This window comes from Streptomyces sp. NPDC107550 (assembly GCF_055639095.1).
In genome coordinates, this window is record NZ_JBVKBC010000041.1 from 36,749 (window position 1) to 54,643 (window position 17,895).

Sequence of the window (17,895 nt, forward strand, 5' to 3'; positions counted from 1 at the left end):
CCGCCCCAGACCCCGCTCCTCAAACGCCGGAGAGGCTGGGAGTTGACGATCAAATCAGCCCCCTAAGGGGCGCGAGGAACTGCGCGACCAACCACATCCAGACCCGCACCCGGCACTCAACCCCGGGGCTCCGCCCCAGACCCCACCCCTCAAACGCCGAAGAGGCTGGAAGTTGACGATCAAATCAGCCCCCTAAGGGGCGCGAGGAACTGCGCGACCAGCCCCGACGAAACCCTCACCCGGCGACCGCCCCCAGGCCGGCCCCCGCACCTCACCCCGCGACCACGACCTCCGGCTCGCCGGACGCCTCCGAGGCCCACCCCCCGACAGGGACCACCGCGACGCCCCGCCACCACCGCTCCCCCGGCAGCCCCACCCCCGGCTCGAACGGCTCCCCGGGCCGGGGAAGCGCCACCCGGGCGGCAGCCCGCCGCGCGGCTTCGACACTGCCCTCTCCGGGCTCGGTCCACGCGTGCGGCGCCAGATTGAACGTCGCCCAGTGGATCGGCAGCATCGGCCCCGCCCCCGGCCCGCCCTGGAGATCGAGGTGCGCCCGCATCCCCTCCTCGGGCGTCATGTGGATGTCCGGCCAGAACTCCGAGTACGCCCCGATCTGGATCATCGTCACGTCGAACGGCCCGTGCTCCGCGCCGATCTCCCGGAAACCGGAGAAGTAGCCGGTGTCCCCGCTGTGGTAGAGGCGGTGGTCGGGGCCCGCGACGACCCAGGACGCCCACAGCGTGTGCTGCTGGTTGCGCATGCCGCGCCCGCAGAAGTGCCGCGCGGGCGTCGCCGTCAGCGTGACACCGGCGACGTCCGTCGACTCGTGCCAGTCCAGCTCGCGCAGCCGGTCGGCCGGCACGCCCCAGTGCTCCAGATGCGCGCCCACCCCGAGCGGCACCGCGAACACCGTGTCCGTCCGCGCCAGCGCCTTGATCGTGGGCATGTCCAGATGGTCGTAGTGGTCGTGCGAGATGACGACCACGTCGACGCGCCCGAGCGCGGCGAGCGGCAGCGGCACCGGGTGGAGTCTCTTCGGGCCCGCGAACGTGAACGGTGAGCAGCGCTCTCCCCAGACCGGGTCGAACAGCACGCGCGCGCCGTCGATCTCGGCGAGGACGCTGGAGTGCCCCATCCAGGTGATCCGCAGCCCGTCCGCGGGCGGCTTCGCCAGGTCGGCCAGGGTCGTGGGGTGCACGGGGACCGTCCCGGATGGGGCCCGGCGGGCGCGGTCGTCCTTGCGGAAGAACACCTTGGCGAACTCCAGCATCGACGCGTCGGGCCGGATGCGCGTGCCCTCGGGGTTACGGAAGGAGCCGTCCGCGAAATGGGGCGACCTGCGGATGCGGTCCAGGCGGGCGCCGGTGGGCTCCGCGCCGAAGGCGGCGGGCTGCAACGAGCGCAGTCCGGAACTCAGGGAACGTGACACGGCGCCTCCCGGTGATCGATCAGGGCTCCCCATTATGTGCGCCGCCACTGACAACCACCCGCCGCGCCCCGCGCCCCCTCCCCGGGGCCGCGCGCCACACCCGGCACTCCCGCCCCGGCGCCGCCCGCACCGCACCCCACGCCCCCGTACCCCGAACTGACCCGCCATTCAGTACACGTCCATTGACAGCCCCGAGCGCACCTCCGGATACTGGCCGACGGTTACTGACCGATGATTCAGTAAAGTCCCTTGGAGGCACCGTGTCGGAACTCCCCGTCGAGCTGGTCCCGCTCAGCCCCGAGCAGCGCGCCGTCGTCGATCTCGCGCGGTCGTTCGCGGCCGAGGAGATACGGCCACGCGCGCGTGCCGTGGACGAGGCGGACGTGGAGACGCCGTGGGACCTGTGGCACAAGGCCGCGAAGGTCGGCATCACCGGGTTCATGCTCCCCGAGGAGTACGGAGGCGGCGGCTTCACGGACGTGTTCACGCAGGTGCTCGTGCAGGAGGAGCTGTGCGTCGGCGACCTCGGCATCGGCAACCTGCTGTGCTCCAACGGCTTCTTCGCCGACCCGGTCCTCGCCCTCGGCTCCGCCACGCAGAAGCAGACCTGGCTGACGCCGCTGACCGGCCCCGACACCCCCATGACCGCCCTCGCCACCACGGAACCCGGCGCGGGCTCCGACGCCGCCTCCATCACCACGACCGCGACCCGCGTCCCCGGCGGCTACCGCCTCAGCGGCCAGAAGGCGTGGATCTCGAACGCCGGCGAGGCCGAGCAGTACGTCGTCTTCGCCAAGACCGACCCTGGCCTGCGTTCGCGCGGAGTGAGCGCCTTCCTCGTACGCAAGAACACCGAAGGCATGACCTTCGGTGAGCCGATGCGCAAGATGGGGCAGCGCGCGATCGTGTGCCGGGAGATCTTCTTCGCGGACGCGTTCGTGCCCGAGGAGAACCTGCTGGGCGAGGAGGGCGGCGGCTTCGTCGGCCTGATGCGCACCTTCGACATCTCCCGCACGGTTCTCGGCGCCGCCGCCACCGGCGTCGCGCGGGCCGCGTTCGAGTACGCGCGTGACTACGCGCGCACGCGCGTGCAGTTCGGCAAGCCGATCATCGAGCACCAGGCGGTGGCGTTCCGCCTCGCCGACATGCGCAACCGCGTCGAGCAGGCCCGTCTGATGACCTGGCGTGCCGCGCGCCGCCTGGACGCGGGCCTGGACGCGACCGCCGAGGCGGCGATGGCGAAGCTGACGGCGTCGGAGACCGCCGCGTTCTGCACCTGGGCCGCCGTGCAGACACTCGGCGGCTGGGGGTACTCGCGGGAGTTCCCCGTCGAGCAGTGGATGCGCGACGCCAAGCTGGAGGAGATCGAGGAAGGCACCTCGGACATCATGCGCCTGGTCATCGGGCGGTCCCTGTGAGCGCGGGCGGGGGCCTGCTGACCGGCGGCGAGGCCGTCGTACGCGCCCTGGCCGCGCACGGCGTGACGCACGCGTTCGGCATCCCCGGCACGCACAACCTGGAGATCTACCGCCATCTGCCGGCCTACGGCGTCGCCCATGTGGCGCCGCGCCACGAGCAGGGCGCCGGATACGCGGCGGACGCCTACGCGCGCGTGACGGGATCTCCCGGAGTGGCGATCACGACGACGGGCCCGGCGCTGCTGAACATCGCGGCGGCCGTCGGGCAGGCGTACTCGGACAGCGTGCCGCTGCTCGTCGTCTCCCCCGGCATGCCGCTGCGCCACCCGCGTCTGGCGACGGGCCTGCTGCACGAGATGCGGGGTCAGACGGAGGCGCTGCGGGCCGTCGCCGCGTTCAGCCACCGGGTCTCGTCGGTCGCGGAGATCGACGCGGCGGTCGCGCGGGCCTTCACCACGATGCGTACGGGACGGCCCCGCCCGGCGCACATCGAGGTCCCGCTCGATCTCCTGGAGGCGGCCGAGCCGGCCGGCCCGGTCCGGCTCGCCCCGCCCGTCGCGCCGGCCGCGCCCGCCCCGCAGGAGGTCGCCGACGCGGTCGCGGCGCTGGCGGGTGCCGGGCGGCCCGCGCTGGTGCTCGGCGGCGGCGCCCGCGGCGCCGCGGGCGCCTGCCGGGAACTGGCCGAGCGGCTGGCCGCTCCGGTGGTCACCACGGCGAACGGCAAGGCCGTCGTCGACGAGCGCCATCCGCTGGCCCTCGGAGTGGGACTGCACAGTCCCGCCGTGCAGAAGTGGCTCGCGGACCGCGACATAGTGCTGGCCGTCGGCACGGAGCTGGCCGAGTCCGACACGTGGACGCCGCTGCCGGCCCTGTCCGGGGCGCTGCTGCGCGTGGACGCCGACCCCGCGCAGATGTACGCCGGGATCAAGGCGACCGTGCCGCTGGTGGGTGACGCGCGGACCGTCCTCGACGCCCTCCTGGCGGGCCTCCCGGACGCTCCCGCGGCCCGCAAGAGCGCCGCGCCCGATGAGGTGTCGGCACTGCGCGCGGCGCGGGACGGCGAAACACGCGCGCGTGACGCGCGCTGGCTCCCCGCGATGGAGGCGGTGGGCCGGGTGCTCGCGCCCGACGCCGTCGTCACGTCCGACAGCGCGCAGTGCTGCTACTACGGCGCGCTGCCCCATCTGCGGCTCGGGCCGGACGCCCGCTTCCTGCACCCGACCGGGTTCGGGACGCTGGGCTACGCGCTGCCCGCCGCGATCGGCGCGAAGCACGCCGAGCCGCACCGGCAGGTGGTGGCGCTCAGCGGCGACGGCGGACTCCAGTTCAGCGTCCAGGAGTTGGCGACGGCCGCCCAGTCGCGGCTGCCGCTGCCCGTCGTCGTGTTCGACAACGCCGGCTACGGCGAGATCCGCGACGAGATGCGGGCGCGCGGCGACCATCCGCTCGCTGTCGACCACGCGCGCGTGGACCTGCCCGCGCTCGCCCGCGCCTACGGCGGCCACGGCGTGGTCGCCCACTCCCCCGCCGAACTGGCGGGCCACCTCGCCCGCGCGCTGGACACGCCCGGCCCCACCATCGTCGTCGTCCCCGAGGAGACCGCATGACCGCCCCCGCCCCCTCCGTTCCGCTGGTCGAGCTGACCTGGACCGACCATGTCACCGGCCGCACGGGCTACTTGGTGATCGACCGCCTCGTGCGCGGGGTCTCCAGCGGCGGCCTGCGCATGCGCCCCGGGTGCACGCTCGCCGAGGTCGCCGGCCTCGCGCGCGGCATGACGATGAAGGAGGCCCTGCACTACGACCCCGCCGCCCGCTATGTGCCGCTCGGCGGCGCCAAGGGCGGCATCGACTGCGACCCGCGCTCCCCGGAGGCGTACGGGGTGCTGGTGCGCTATCTGCGGGCCATGAGGCCGTACGTCGAGGCGTTCTGGACGACCGGTGAGGACCTGGGGCTGACGCAGGATCTCGTGGACAAGGCGGCGGCCGAGGCGGGGCTCGTCTCGTCGATCCAGGCCGTGTACCCGCTGCTGGACGACGAGACAGCGGCCCGGGAGCGTCTGGCGGCGGCGTTCGCCGTGGACGTGGACGGGATCGGCCTGGACGAGCTTGTGGGCGGCCGCGGGGTCGCCGAGGCGGTGCTCGTGGCGCTGGACAGGGCGGGCGTGCAGCGCGCGGGCGCCCGGGTCGCGCTCCAGGGCTTCGGCACGATGGGCGGCGCCACCGCGCGTTTCCTCGCGCGCGCGGGGTTGCACGTCGTCGCCGTCGCGGACCTCAAGGGCACGATCGTGAACCCGGCCGGGCTCGACGTGGAGGCGCTGCTCAAGTCGCGCGACGCGTACGGCAGCGTGGAGCGGTCGGCGCTGCGCCCCGAGGACCGTGAACTGCCCGGGGACGCCTGGCTGGCGGTGGACGCGGAGGTGCTGGTCCCGGCGGCGGTGTCGTACGCGATCGACGCGGGGAACCAGGAGCGGGTGCGCGCGCGTTGGATCGTCGAGGCCGCCAACATGCCGGTGCTGGCGGAGGCCGAGGAGCTGCTCGCCCGGCGCGGGATCACGGTGCTGCCGGACGTCGTGGTCAACTCCGGGACGAACGCCTGGTGGTGGTGGACCCTGTTCGGGGACATCGGTGCCGACGCGGACGAGGCGTTCGCGTACACACGGCGTTCGATGCGGGCTCTGATCGACCAGATGCTGGCGCGGGCGGAGGCGGACGGGACGACGCCGCGTGCCGCCGCGCACGCGATCGTCGCGGACCGGCTGCCGGTGATCGCGGAGCGGTTCGGGTGGTACAGGTGACGGCTCCCGTCCGGACGGCGGGCCTCCAGGCGCTGTACGACCCGGCGTCCGTCGCGGTCGTCGGCGCGTCCGACAACCCGGAGAAGTGGGGCTACTGGCTGGCGTCCGGTGCGCTCAGCGGCCGGGGCAGGCGGGCCGTGCACCTCGTCAACCGCAAGGGCGGCCGGCTCGGCGGTGAACCGTTCCTGCGCGAGCTGTCCGCGGCGCCCGCCCCGCCCGAGCACGTGGTGGTGGCGGTGCCGCAGCCCCACGTACGGGAGATCGTCGCGCAGGGGCTCGCTCTCGGGGCGCGCTGCTTCACGGTGATCACGTCGGGCGGGGCCGGGGCCGGTGAGGAGCGGGCGCTCGCGGACCTCGTGACGGCGCGGGGCGCGCGGCTGCTCGGGCCGAACTGTATGGGGGTCGTCGACACGGGGGCCGAACTGCGGCTCAGTTGGGGTGACTTCCCGGCGGGCGGTCTCGGGCTGGTGTCACAGAGCGGCAATCTGGCGCTGGAGATCGGCTGTCATCTCGCGCGCGCGGGTGAGGGGTTCTCCCGTTTCGTGTCGCTCGGCAACCAGCGGGACATCGACGCGGCGGACGCGCTCGCCTCGCTGATCGCGCACGAGCCGACCCGGGTGATCGCCGCGTACGTGGAGGACTTCCGGGACGGCCGGCGGCTCGCGTCCGTCCTGGCGGCGGCGCACGCGGCGGGCAAGCCGGTCCTGCTGCTGACGGCGGGGCGCAGCGCAGCCTCCGGCCGGGCCGCCGCCTCGCACACGGGCGCGCTCGTCAGCCCGTACGCGACGGTCGCCGCCGTGTGCCGGGAGGCGGGGGCGCTGCTCCTGGACTCGGCCGGTGAGCTGGTGGACACCGCGCTGTATCTGATGGCGGAGCGGGCGCGCGGGGTTCCGGTGCGCCGGGCCGGCCCGGTCCGGGTGGGGGTCGTCGGGGACAGCGGCGGTCAGGGCGCGCTCGCCGCCGACCTGTGCGCGGCCCGGGGGCTTGGGGTGCCGCCGCTCGGGCCTGGCACCGTGGCCGCCCTGGGCGCGGAGCTGCCCGAGGGCGCGGGGCGGGGCAACCCGGTGGACCTCGCGGGCGCGGGAGAGGCGGATCTGTTCGCCTACGCGCGCGTAGCGGCACATTTGCTGCACGGCGGTGACGTGGACGCGGTGCTGCTCACCGGTTACTTCGGTGACTACGCGGGCGCCAATCCCGCGCTGGCGGACCGGGAGTGCGCGGTCGCGCGCAGGCTCGCCGACACCGCCGCCGCGTCCGGGCGCGCCCTCGTCGTCCACACGATGGCCCGGGACACGCCCGCCCTCGCGGTGTTGCGGGCGCGCGGGGTGCCGGTCTACGAGCGGGCCGAGCAGGCGGCGACGGCTCTCGCGGGCGCGGCGCGGCTGTCCCGTACGACGCCCAGGGCGCCCGGCCCGGCGTCGGCGCGCAGGCCCGCGTACCGGGTGGCCGACGGCGGCTACGAGAGCGTGCGGGAGCTGCTGGCGTCGTACGGGGTGGGGTTCCCGGTCGCCGAGTTCGTGACGGACGCGGTCGGCGCCGTCCTGGCCGCGCGGCGCACCGGGTACCCGCTGGTCCTCAAGGCGATGGGCCTCGCGCACAAGACGGAGGCCGGCGGGGTGGCGCTCGGGATCGCGGACGAGGGGACGCTGCGGGCGGCGTTCACGCGGATGCGGGCCGCGACCGGGGCCCGGCGGTACGCCGTGGAGGCCATGGCGGCGCCCCCGTACGCCTGTGAACTCATCGTCGGGGTGCGCCGGGACGCGGCGTTCGGGCCGGTCGTCATGGTCGGCGCGGGCGGGGTGAGCGCCGAGTTGGAGGCGGACACGGCGCTGGCGCTCGCGCCGCTCGATCCGCCACGCGCGCGTGCGCTGCTGCTGGAGTTGCGGCACGCGCCGCTCCTGACGGGCTGGCGGGGCGCTCCGGCCGCGCATCTGGAAGCGGCCGCGGCGGCCGTGTGCGCCGTCGCACAGGCCGCCGTCGACCACCCCGAACTGGCGGAGCTCGAGGTCAATCCCCTGCTGGTGCATCCGGGCGGGGCGCTCGCCCTGGACGCGCACGGGGTGCTGGCGCGCTGAGCGACGCCGCTGCGGCGCCGGGTCCGCTCTCCCGGCGCCGGGTGCGCGCCCCGCACGCGTAGAAGACCGCGCCGAGAGCGACGAACAGGGCGAGCGGAACGACCTGGCTGAGCGTGTAGGCGAGGCGCTGGCCCGCGAAGGAGGCGGGCAGCGAGTCGGCCGCGCTGCCGGCCGTGCCGAACCAGCCGACGCCGAACCCGGGCCAGATCAGCACGACGACCGTGAACGCGACGAACCCGGTGGCGAGACCGCTCACCACGCGCGCGCCCGCGCGTCCCCCCGGCACGGCGTAGGGGCGCGGCTGGTCGGGGTATTTGCGGCGCAGCACGGCGAGGCTCGGGAACGTGATGACGTACGAGATGAACGTCGTGCAGATGGTCAGGCCGAGCCCGGCGGCGAAGTACTTCTCGCCGTTGCCGCCGGTGAGGTTGAGGGCGACGACGAGGAGGACCGAGGCGAGGACGGCGGAGAGCAGGTTCACGCGGACCGGGGTGCCGTGCTTGGCGGAGATGTGGCCGAGCCAGGCCGGTCCCGCGCCGTCCGCGCAGGCCACGCCCTGGGCCCGGTGCGCGCCCATCGCCCAGGTGACGCCCGAGGTGAGCAGGCCGAGGATGAGTCCTGCGGCGGCGATCCCGCCGCACACGGAGCCGAGGCCGGTGAGGGTGACCGTGCCGTCGGCGGCGATGGAACCCCCGTAGACGGTGAAGACGGCCTTGCAGGCGTCGATGAAGCCGCCGAGGCTGCCGATCTCCTTGGCCGGCAGGACGAACAGGATGCCGAGGATCGGGCCGCCGTACAGCAGCACGGCGGCGAGACCGGAGCGCAGGATCGACAGGGGGATGTCGCGGCGCGGGTTGCGCATCTCCTCGGCGGCGGAGCTGGGCAGTTCGAAGCCGACATAGTTGAAGATCAGGACGGGGACGAGCGCGATGAATCCCGTGTACGTGGGCGCGAACTCGTCGGCGGGAAGGGCGTGCACGCCGTTCTCGGCCGCGTAGACGATGACGGAGACGAGGAAGAAGCCGAGCAGGACGACGCGGGCGACGGCGCCGGTGATGGGCACCCACTTGCCGACGCGCACGGACTGCACGACGGCGAGCGCGCCGCCCCAGATGAACACAAGCCCGGCGACGTACTTCCAGGCGCCGGGCAGCGGGGTGAAGAACTCCTCCCAGGTGGTGAGGGCGATGATGCACAGGCTGCCGCCCACCCAGACGGGGTTGGAGATCCAGTACAGGAGCTGGTTGACGCCCGCGACGAGCCGCCCGAAGGCGAGCCGCGTCCACACGTAGGGGCCGCCCTGTACGGGGAAGGCGGCGCCGAGTTCGGCGACGAGCAGGCCGTACGGCAGGAAGAACACGAGGGCGAGGACGGCCATCCAGGTCAGTCCCTCGGGGCCCTGGGCCGCGACCGAGCCGATGGTGTCGAGGCCGACGAGGGTGCAGATGAGGAAGAACAGGACGTCCAGGCGACGCAGGTCCTTCCGGAGCCGGGAGCGTTGTTCGCTCCAGCCTTCCGAGAGGTCCGGGCCGCCGGGAGCGCCCGGGGCGGACGGGGACGGGGACGAGGAGTGCGGCGGCGCTTGGGTCACGGGATGCTCCTGGCGACGACAGGACTGCTCCGACGGGAGCCCGCTATTGACTGAATGGACAGTCAGTAGCGGGGGATACAGTCGGGACTGTGGCGCGCGTCACGAGAGGGTGTCAAGCCTCCTGCACGAAGCGGTGTCCGGGGCGCCGGGAGGCCGGCTGTCAGTGCGAGCACTTAGGGTTACCGCGTGACCAGAGTCCGGTTGAGCGTGGCCGAGCGGCGTGAGGAGCTGCTCAAGGCCGCCATCGAGCAGATCGAGGCGCGCGGGGTGGCGGCCGTGCGCATCGCCGACGTGGCCGCGGCGCTCGGCGTGAGCAATGCGCTGGTGCTGTACCACTTCTCCACGAAGGAGAAGCTGGTGGCGGCGGCTTTCGCGTACGCGGCGGAGGGCGATCTGGCCCGTCTGACCAAGGTGGTCGGGCGGCGCACGAGCGCGCTGAAGCGGCTGCGGGCGGCGGTGCGGTGGTATGCGCCGACGGGGCAGGCGAAGGGGTGGCGCCTGTGGATCGAGGGCTGGGCGGCGTCCCTGCGGGAGCCCGCGCTGCGGGAGGTGGCGAGCGGCCTCGACCGGCGCTGGAAGGCCGCGCTCGCGGAGGTCATCGCCGAGGGGGTCGCGGCGGGTGAGTTCACGTGCCCCGATCCGGCGGCGTCGGCGCTGCGCCTCACCGCCCTCCTCGACGGCCTCGCCGTCCAGATGACGGCCTACCCCGGCGCGGTCTCCCGCGCCCGCACCCAGGAGTGGGTGGACGAGGCGCTGGCGCGGGAACTGGGGCTTGAGCGGACGGACTTGACGACGCCGGGCCGGTAGGCGTTACGGGGGCGGGGTGTTGGGGCGCGGGCCGCTAGCCGTCCCGGGAGCCAGGTTTTGGACGCGGGCCAGCAGCCGTCCCGGGGCGGATGCCGGAGCGCGGGCCGGTTGTGGCGCGGCCGGAGCGCCGGGGCGTTCGACCCCGGACCGGTGTTGCGGGTGCGGCGTTTTCCGGCGCGGCCGGTTCGCCGGGGGCGGATGCCGGAGCGCGGGGCGGTTACGGCCCGGCGGGGCGCCGGGGCCTTCGCTGCCGCGCGGGAGTTGCGGGCCCGGCACCCCGAAGAACCCCGAGCCCCGCCGAAGAACCCCGGGCCCCCGCCCCACCCCGTACGCCCGCGCAGCGCGACGCCCGTCGGCCATGGCGTCAGGAGACCGCCTGGAGGTGGGCCTTGATGGTGTGGGGGTCGCGGAAGCCCTTGGCCTGGACGCGGTCGCCGGAGGACTCGCCCCGCAGACGGCGGCCGATCCACGGGACGAGGAACTCGCGGGCCCAGTGGATGTCGTCCCGCCGCACCTCGAACGTGCCGCGCGGCGGCAGCGCCGGCCAGGGCTGCTCCGGGTCGGCGGGGACGTCGAGGCCGAGGGCCTGGGCGGCGCGCAGGGCGACCCGGGTGTGCCCCTCGGGCGAGAGGTGGAGGCGGTCGTCGTCCCAGGCCCGCCGGTCCTGCACGGAGCGCAGCGACCACAGGTCGAGGACGGGGCAGCCGTAGCGGTCGGCGATGGCGCGCACATGCATGTTGTACGTGGCGATCTTGCCGCGCAGGTGCTTGAGGACGGCGACGTCCCGCGTGTCGAAGCCGGTGGCGACCATGACGGTCCCGGCGGCCTCGCTGAGCCGCGCGACGGCCTTCTCGAACCGCTCGGCGACGTCGTCGGGGTCGGTGCCGGGCCGGATGATGTCGTTGCCGCCCGCGACCAGGGTCACGAGGTCGGGGGCGAGTTCCATGGCGCGCGGGAGCTGGTCCTCGACGATCTGGTCGAGGAGCTTGCCGCGCACCGCGAGGTTCGCGTACTGGAAGGTGTCCTCGGGCGCGCGGTCGTCCAGGAGGACGGCCAGCCGGTCGGCCCAGCCCACGAAGGTGCCGTCCGGCCCGGGGTCCCCGACGCCTTCGGTGAAGCTGTCCCCCACCGCCGCGTAGGACCGAATCGTGCGCCCGCTGAATGATCTCGATTCGTTTGCCACGACCACACATCTTTCACCCTGGCCTGTGACCTACGCCATCGTAGGTAGGGGTTGACGTGGGGTGATTTAACCCACTCGGCACCCCGGGAATATCCCGGGGTGCCGAGTGGATCACGCGTGTCGCGCGGGAGCGGGCGTCAGAGCGAGACGCCGTGGGCGCGCAGGTACGCGACCGGGTCGACGTCGGAGCCGTAGTTCGGGGACGTACGGATCTCGAAGTGCAGGTGCGGGCCGGTCACGTTGCCGGTGGCGCCGGAGAGGCCGATCTGCTGGCCGGCGCTGACGCTCTGTCCGGCGGAGACGCCGAGGGAGGACAGGTGGGCGTACTGCGAGTAGTGGCCGTCGGCGTGCTGGATGACGACCTGGTTGCCGTACGCGCCGCCGTCACCGGCGGAGACGACGGTGCCCGGGCCGACGGCCTTGATGGGCGTACCGGTGGGCACGACAAAGTCGGTGCCGGTGTGGTAGCCGCTGGACCACATCGGGCCGTTCTGGTGGTACGGGGTGCCCTCGGCGCCGTCGACGGGCTTGACGAAGCCGCCGGTGGAGGCGGCCGGCTTGGCGGGGGTGCTCGCCGGGTTCGCGGAGGTCTGCGCGGCGCCGCCGCCCGCGAGGGTGAGCTTGGCGCCGACCTCGATCAGGTCGGCGTTGCCGCCGATGACGGACTTGTTGTCCTCGTACAGCTTCTTCCAGCCGCCGTCGACGTGCTGCGCCGAGGCGATCTTGGAGAGCGTGTCACCGGCCTTGACCGTGTAGGTCGGGGCGGTGGCGGCCTGGGCGCCGGTCGCGCCGATCAGGGGCAGCGCGAGCGCGGCACCGCCGACGGTGGCGAGTGCGGCGGCGCGGCCGATACGGAGGTTCTTGGGGCGGCGGTGCTTTCCCTGTGCGAACATGCGGGTTTTCCTCTCCGTCGCCTACGAGGTGAGCTGTCGGGTTCGGGCTGGAGATGCCCGGCCGGTGCCACGCGGTGGAACCGGCTTCACCCCTAGCCGCATGGGGGAGTTCCCCGGCGGCGTACTGCCTGTGGGTCCCCCGCTCCTGCCGTCACGGGTGTCGTGGTTCGGAGTTCCGGGCGGCGGCAGGACTAGGCGTTCCGACCGGAATGACTCGGACCGTAAAGGAGTGCCGACAGCGGCCACAAGCGAGGAATTGGAAAGGCCGGGGCATTTCTTGATCATTACGGAGTTCACCGTGTCACCCTGCGTCAAGGGCTTTTGCTTTGCGGCGCGAAATCACCGGGAATTGAGTGCAGCGAATTCCGGGGCCGCCGCCACACACCGTCACGGGTATGAGCCTGCTCACGAGGGTCCCACAACGTCCGTACATTCCCTGACAGTTCAGGGCAAATAGGGCACTTCAGACGGATGGTTGCCCCGGGAACCCATGTCGTATCGTCAACAACGCGCCCGCCGGCGAGCCGCGCCGGCCGGTGTCCGACCGGGAGGAGCCCCCGTGACGCAGCACGCCCCGTCCACCGAGCCCGAGCTGACCGGAGTGCGCAACTTCCGCGATGTCGGCGGCCTCCCCACCGTGGACGGCCGGCGTCTGCGCCCCGGCGTGCTCTTCCGCAGCGGCCATCTCGCGCATGCCACGCCCGAGGACGCCGCGTTCCTCGCCGGGCTCGGCCTGCACACGGTCTTCGACTTCCGCAACGCCGCCGACCAGCGCCTCGAAGGCGCCGACGTGGAACTCCCGGGCGTGCGCAACGTGAACCTGCCGCTGTCCGACCCGGCCGACGGCGCCGAGTTCTGGCAGATGGTCCGCGACGGCGACACCGAGCAGCTGCGTGCCCTGCTCTCCGAGGGCCGCGCCGCGCACCGCATGATCACCTCGTACCGCACGATGATCGCCCACCGCACCGCCGAGCACAGCCGCGTCCTGCACGCGCTCGCCGAGGACAGCGTCCCGGCGCTGATGCACTGCGCGGCGGGCAAGGACCGCGCCGGACTCTCGATCGCGGTGACGCTGCTCGCGGTCGGCGTCGAGCGGGACGCCATCGAGGCGGACTACCTGAAGTCGAGCGAGAAGCACCGCCGCTACAAGATCCGCCGCAGTGCCACCGGCGTTGACGCCCACTCCCCCGAGGTCATGGAGCTGCTCGACCCCCTGTTCGACGCCCGTACCGAGTACCTCGGGGCCGCGTTCGAGACCATCGAGGAGACCTGGGGCGGCACGGACGCCTACTTCGAGAAGGGCCTCGGCCTCTCCCCCGCCACCCGCGAGCGGCTGCGCGAGCGCCTGCTCGACTGACCGGCCCGCGGGCTACTCGCCGCCGCCGAGCGTGAACAGCAGATAGATGAACGCGGCGAGCGCGTGGCCCGCGAAGACATAGACGACGAGCCGCACCCACAGACCGCGCGGCAGCTTGTCCTCGATGTTGCGGCCACCGGGCCGCCGTGCGTCGCTCATGTCAGACCTCTCGGATCGGTCCCGCGGCCGGCCCGAGACACAGGGCGGCCGTCGGGCTCTGCAACAGCGTGTGGACGAACAGAAGCTCGGCCCCGCCCTGGTCCGCCGCGGCGATCCGGTGCGGGGTGAGCGAGTCGAAGTGGGCGCTGTCCCCCGCGTCCAGCCGGTACGCGGTGTCCCCGAGGCGCAGCCGCAGCCGCCCCTTGAGGACGTACAGCCACTCCTCGCCCGGGTGGACGCGCACGATGTCGCCCTGCGAGCCATGGGGTACGTGGACGCGCAGCGCCTGCATGCCGCGGCCGGGGGCGCCGGCCTGGAAGTAGGTCCAGCCGCCGGCCTCGGTGGGCTCCATGGAGCGGGCGCGCACGACGGCGTCCCGGTCGGCGGGGGTCTCGCCCAGCAGTTCGGAGACCGTCGTACCGTAGGTACGGGCGAGCGCGAGCAGCATCGGCAGCGAGGGCTGGCGCTGGCCGGTCTCCAGGCGGGACAGATGGGCCGGCGACAGACCGGCGGCGCGGGCGGCGGCCTCCAGGGTGAGGGCGGCGCGGCGGCGCAGGGCGCGGAGCTGGGGCGCGACGGCGGGCAGCTCCGGAGGTTCCGGAGCCTCCTCCGGGAGGGCAGGGCTCATACTGTCGATTCAGCCAGAGCCCTGCCTCCGGGGCAACTTTCTTGCCTGTGAGGCAAAAGCCTCAGCGGTTGGCGACGGCCTGCTTGATGCCTCAGCGGTTGGCGACGGCCTGCTTGATCAGCGTCTTGCTGAAGTCCCACATCAGTCCGCCGCCGCTGTGCGCGTCGTCCATGACGGCGGTGAACGCCTCCACGAAGCGGTCCACGTCGCTCTCGTCGACCACGAGCGGCGGGATCAGCTTGATGACTTCGAGGTGGTCGCCCGAGACCTGCGTGAGAATTCGGTGCTTCTGGAGCAGCGGCACCACGACCATCTGCGCGAACAGGCCCTTGCGGGCGACCTGGAGCATGGTCCAGCGGCTGCGCAGCTTGAGCGACCGGGGGCGGCCGAACTCGATGCCGATCATCAGGCCCCGGCCCCGGATCTCGCTCAACAGCTCGTACCGGTCGACGAGTTCGCTCAGCCGGGACTTGAGGAGGTCGCCCATGGCGCGGGCGTTGGCGACGATCTGGTCGTCCTCCATGACCGTGAGGACGGCGAGCCCGGCGGCCATGGCCTGGGCGTTGGAGCCGAAGCTGGCCGAGTGCACGAGGACGCGGTCCATCGAGGAGTAGACCTTCTTGAAGATCCAGTCCTTGCCGAGCGTGGCGCCGACCGGCACGTACCCGCCGGACAGCGCCTTCGCCACACAGACGAGGTCCGGCTCGACGCCCTCCTCGTGCTGGTAGGCGTAGAAGTCGCCGGTGCGGCCGAGGCCGGTCTGCACCTCGTCCGCGATCAGCAGCGCCTTGTGCCGGTGCAGGAGGTCCTGCGCGGCCCGCAGATAGCCGGGCGGCGCCTCGTGGACGCCCTTGCCCTGGATCGGCTCGACGATCAGGGCGGCGACGTCGCCCTTCTTCAACTCCCGTGCCAGGGCGTCGAGATCGCCGAGCGGGACGGCGGTGTCCGGCAGCAGCGGGGCGAACCCGTCGCGGAAACCGTCCTCGCCGTTGACCGACAGGGAGCCGGTGGTCAGGCCGTGGAAGGCGTGCGCGCAGTACAGGACGCGGGGCCTGCCGGTGGCGTACCGGGCGAACTTGAGGGCGGTCTCGACGGCCTCGGTGCCGCTGTTGCCGAAGAACACGCGGTCCAGGTGCGGGCTGTGGGCGATCAGCTTCTCGGCGAGCAGGCCGGGCAGCGGCTGGCAGTCGAAGCGGGTGAGGTCGGCGAGGGAGGCGTCGAGCACGTCGTGCAGCGCCTTGCGGACGACCGGGTGGTGGCGGCCGAGGCCCATGACGCCGAACCCGGCGAGCATGTCGAGGTAGTCGTGGCCCTCGGCGTCCCAGAAGTGCGCGCCCTCGGCACGCTCGTACACCTTGTCGAAGCCGATGGTGTGGAGCATCTTCGGGAGCTGGTGGTTGAGGTACTTGGCGTGCAGCTCGTACCGTTCGGCGCCGCGCTCGGCGAGCAGCGTACCGAGGTCGAACTCCTTGGTCATGCGTCGTTCTCCTTGCGGGCTTGGCGCTCCTGGGGCCTGACGGACTCCGCGACACGGCCCGCGATCTCCACGGGGGTCAGGCCGATGTCGGCGAGGACCTCGCCGCGTCTGGCGTGGGCGAGGAACTGCTCGGGGATGCCGAAGCGGCGTACGGGCACGTCCACGTCGGCGTCGCCGAGGGCGAGCGCGACGGCCGAACCGACGCCCGCCGCGCGGCTGTTGTCCTCGACGACGGCGACCAGTTCGTGCCGGGCGGCGAGCGGGGCGAGGTCCGGGTCGACGGGTTTGACCCAGCGCGGGTCGACGACCGTGCAGCCGATGCCGCGCTCCTTGAGCAGTGCGGCGGCCTGGAGGCAGACGGGCGCCATGACGCCGACCGCGACGAGCAGGACGCGCGGGTCCTCGTCCCGGTGCAGTACGTCGATGCCGCCGACGCGGTCGATCGCGGGCACGGGCGCGCCGACGGCCTCCTTCGGGAAGCGGATCAGGGTCGGGGCGTCGTCCACGGCGACGGCCTCGCGCAGTTGGGCGCGGAGCTGGTCGGCGTCGCGCGGCGCGGCGATCCTGAGGCCGGGGACGACCTGGAGGACGGACATGTCCCACATGCCGTTGTGCGAGGCGCCGTCGACGCCGGTGACGCCGGCGCGGTCGAGGACGAAGGTGACGCCGCATCGGTGCAGGGCGACGTCCATGAGGAGTTGGTCGAAGGCGCGGTTGAGGAAGGTGGCGTAGACGGCGACGACGGGGTGCAGTCCGCCGGTGGCGAGGCCGGCGGCGGAGACCGCGGCGTGCTGCTCCGCGATGCCCACGTCCCACACCCGGCCCGGGAACTCCTCGGCGAACCGGGTCAGTCCCACCGGGTGCAGCATGGCGGCCGTGATGGCGACGACGTCCTCGCGCTCCCGCCCGATCGCGGCGATCTCCTCGCCGAACACCGAGGTCCAGGACGGGCCGTCGGAGGGCGCGAGCGGTTCGCAGGTCAGCGGGTCCATCACGCCGACGGTGTGGAAGCGGTCGGCCTCGTCGGCGAGCGCGGGCTCGTAGCCGCGCCCCTTCTCGGTCAGGCAGTGCACGAGGACCGGGCCGTGGAAGCGCTTGGCGCGGCGCAGCGCCGACTCGACGGCACCCACGTCGTGCCCGTCGATGGGCCCCACGTACTTCAGGCCCAGGTCCTCGAACATGCCCTGCGGCGCGAACGCGTCCTTGAAGCCCTTCTTCGCGCCGTGCAGCGACTCGTACAGGGTGTGCCCGATGAGGGGCGTGCGCAGCAGGACGTCCTTGCCCCAGGCGAGCACCTTCTCGTACGAGTCGGTGGTGCGCAGCGTGGCGAGGTGGTCCGCGAGGCCGCCGATGGTGGGCGCGTACGAGCGCTCGTTGTCGTTGACGACGATGATCAGCGGGCGGTCCTTGGCGGCGGCGATGTTGTTCAGTGCCTCCCAGGCCATGCCGCCGGTGAGCGCGCCGTCGCCGATGACCGCGACGACGTGGCCGTGCCCGCCCTGCACCTGCCGGGCCTTGGCGAGCCCGTCGGCCCAGCCGAGCGCGGTGGAGGCGTGGGAGTTCTCCACGATGTCGTGCGCGGACTCCTCGCGCGAGGGGTAGCCGGACAGGCCGCCCTTGCCGCGCAGCTTGCTGAAGTCCTGACGCCCGGTCAGGATCTTGTGCACATAGCTCTGGTGGCCGGTGTCCCACACGAGCTTGTCGACCGGCGACTCGAAGACCCGGTGCAGCGCGATGGTCAACTCCACCACGCCCAGGTTGGGTCCGAGATGACCGCCCGTGCGCGCGACCGCGTGGATCAGGAACTCCCTGATCTCCCCGGCCAGTTGCCCGACCTCCCGCTCGCCCAGCGCCTTCAGGTCGCGCGGCCCCCGGATGGATTCCAGAATCGTCACGCTTGAGCCCCCTTCCCGTTCGTACGTCAGAACTCAGCTCACGGTGACGTCGGGGCTGCCCGACGCGACGCCGTCCTGCTCCATCTGTGCGGCGATCTTCATCGCCTCCTCGATCAGCGTCTCCACGATCTTCGACTCGGGCACCGTCTTGATGACCTCGCCCTTGACGAAGATCTGCCCCTTGCC

General features: G+C 73.1%; 14 protein-coding genes, 1 pseudogene and 1 riboswitch. Of the genes and pseudogenes, 6 read left to right on the plus strand and 9 right to left on the minus strand.

Going from position 1 to position 17,895, the window contains the following annotated elements:
- Nucleotides 1-271: 271 nt before the first annotated feature.
- Nucleotides 272-1,429: an MBL fold metallo-hydrolase gene (locus ACZ7LY_RS31720; protein ID WP_471628207.1), complete on the minus strand. Its 1,158-nt coding sequence runs from the start codon at nucleotides 1,427-1,429 to the stop codon at nucleotides 272-274.
- A 260-nt stretch (nucleotides 1,430-1,689) separates the two neighbouring features.
- Here ACZ7LY_RS31720 and ACZ7LY_RS31725 point away from each other — a divergent pair, with 260 nt between their 5' ends.
- The 4 genes from ACZ7LY_RS31725 to ACZ7LY_RS31740 are packed head-to-tail and all read left to right on the plus strand — an operon-like array spanning nucleotide 1,690 to nucleotide 7,719.
- The gene (locus ACZ7LY_RS31725; protein WP_471628208.1) at nucleotides 1,690-2,847 is read left to right on the plus strand and encodes an acyl-CoA dehydrogenase family protein; all 1,158 of its coding nucleotides are present in this window, start codon (nucleotides 1,690-1,692) and stop codon (nucleotides 2,845-2,847) included.
- On the plus strand, nucleotides 2,844-4,454 hold the full coding sequence (locus ACZ7LY_RS31730; protein WP_471628209.1) for a thiamine pyrophosphate-dependent enzyme: 1,611 nt from the start codon (nucleotides 2,844-2,846) through the stop codon (nucleotides 4,452-4,454). Before ACZ7LY_RS31725 ends, ACZ7LY_RS31730 begins: the two co-directional genes overlap by 4 nt.
- Complete coding sequence (locus ACZ7LY_RS31735) at nucleotides 4,451-5,644, plus strand: glutamate dehydrogenase (protein ID WP_471628210.1); 1,194 nt, start codon at nucleotides 4,451-4,453, stop codon at nucleotides 5,642-5,644. The genes ACZ7LY_RS31730 and ACZ7LY_RS31735 overlap by 4 nt, the downstream gene beginning before the upstream one ends.
- On the plus strand, nucleotides 5,641-7,719 hold the full coding sequence (locus tag ACZ7LY_RS31740) for an acetate--CoA ligase family protein (protein ID WP_471628211.1): 2,079 nt from the start codon (nucleotides 5,641-5,643) through the stop codon (nucleotides 7,717-7,719). Before ACZ7LY_RS31735 ends, ACZ7LY_RS31740 begins: the two co-directional genes overlap by 4 nt.
- Here the strand turns inward: ACZ7LY_RS31740 and ACZ7LY_RS31745 are convergent.
- Nucleotides 7,652-9,310, minus strand: a complete 1,659-nt coding sequence (locus ACZ7LY_RS31745; protein ID WP_471628212.1) for an APC family permease — start codon at nucleotides 9,308-9,310, stop codon at nucleotides 7,652-7,654. The two genes, ACZ7LY_RS31740 and ACZ7LY_RS31745, sit on opposite strands and share 68 nt — an antisense overlap.
- 186 nt (nucleotides 9,311-9,496) lie before the next feature.
- On the opposite strand from ACZ7LY_RS31745, the gene ACZ7LY_RS31750 reads away from it, so the two are divergent.
- On the plus strand, nucleotides 9,497-10,117 hold the full coding sequence (locus tag ACZ7LY_RS31750) for a TetR/AcrR family transcriptional regulator (protein ID WP_471628213.1): 621 nt from the start codon (nucleotides 9,497-9,499) through the stop codon (nucleotides 10,115-10,117).
- A gap of 364 nt (nucleotides 10,118-10,481) precedes the next feature.
- On the opposite strand, the gene ACZ7LY_RS31755 is transcribed toward ACZ7LY_RS31750, so the two are convergent.
- Both ACZ7LY_RS31755 and ACZ7LY_RS31760 read right to left on the minus strand, forming a co-directional pair.
- The gene (locus tag ACZ7LY_RS31755) at nucleotides 10,482-11,300 is read right to left on the minus strand and encodes an SGNH/GDSL hydrolase family protein (protein ID WP_471628214.1); all 819 of its coding nucleotides are present in this window, start codon (nucleotides 11,298-11,300) and stop codon (nucleotides 10,482-10,484) included.
- Between the two features lie 137 nt (nucleotides 11,301-11,437).
- Nucleotides 11,438-12,193 (minus strand): M23 family metallopeptidase, encoded by a 756-nt coding sequence (locus tag ACZ7LY_RS31760; RefSeq protein ID WP_471628215.1) that lies wholly within the window; start codon nucleotides 12,191-12,193, stop codon nucleotides 11,438-11,440.
- Nucleotides 12,194-12,198: 5 nt separating this feature from the next.
- A riboswitch (cyclic di-AMP (ydaO/yuaA leader) is annotated at nucleotides 12,199-12,369 on the minus strand.
- A 383-nt stretch (nucleotides 12,370-12,752) separates the two neighbouring features.
- Between ACZ7LY_RS31760 and ACZ7LY_RS31765 the strand changes: the two genes are divergently transcribed.
- Nucleotides 12,753-13,550 carry a tyrosine-protein phosphatase gene (locus tag ACZ7LY_RS31765; RefSeq protein WP_471628216.1) on the plus strand — a complete coding sequence of 266 codons (798 nt, stop codon included), beginning with the start codon at nucleotides 12,753-12,755 and terminating at the stop codon, nucleotides 13,548-13,550.
- Between the two features lie 12 nt (nucleotides 13,551-13,562).
- On the opposite strand, the gene ACZ7LY_RS31770 is transcribed toward ACZ7LY_RS31765, so the two are convergent.
- The 5 genes and pseudogenes from ACZ7LY_RS31770 to ACZ7LY_RS31790 all read right to left on the minus strand — a co-directional run.
- Nucleotides 13,563-13,709, minus strand: coding sequence for a DUF6126 family protein (locus ACZ7LY_RS31770; RefSeq protein WP_471628217.1), 147 nt, complete (start codon nucleotides 13,707-13,709; stop codon nucleotides 13,563-13,565).
- A gap of 1 nt (nucleotide 13,710) precedes the next feature.
- Nucleotides 13,711-14,337, minus strand: a complete 627-nt coding sequence (locus ACZ7LY_RS31775) for a helix-turn-helix domain-containing protein (RefSeq protein WP_471628218.1) — start codon at nucleotides 14,335-14,337, stop codon at nucleotides 13,711-13,713.
- A 91-nt stretch (nucleotides 14,338-14,428) separates the two neighbouring features.
- Nucleotides 14,429-15,814, minus strand: coding sequence for an aspartate aminotransferase family protein (locus tag ACZ7LY_RS31780; RefSeq protein WP_471628219.1), 1,386 nt, complete (start codon nucleotides 15,812-15,814; stop codon nucleotides 14,429-14,431).
- Entirely contained in the window at nucleotides 15,811-17,709 is a 1,899-nt protein-coding gene (gene dxs / locus ACZ7LY_RS31785; protein WP_471628220.1) for a 1-deoxy-D-xylulose-5-phosphate synthase, read from the minus strand. The genes ACZ7LY_RS31780 and dxs overlap by 4 nt, the downstream gene beginning before the upstream one ends.
- Nucleotides 17,710-17,742: 33 nt before the next feature.
- Nucleotides 17,743-17,895, minus strand: a pseudogene (locus tag ACZ7LY_RS31790) (flavodoxin-dependent (E)-4-hydroxy-3-methylbut-2-enyl-diphosphate synthase); the annotation flags it as partial.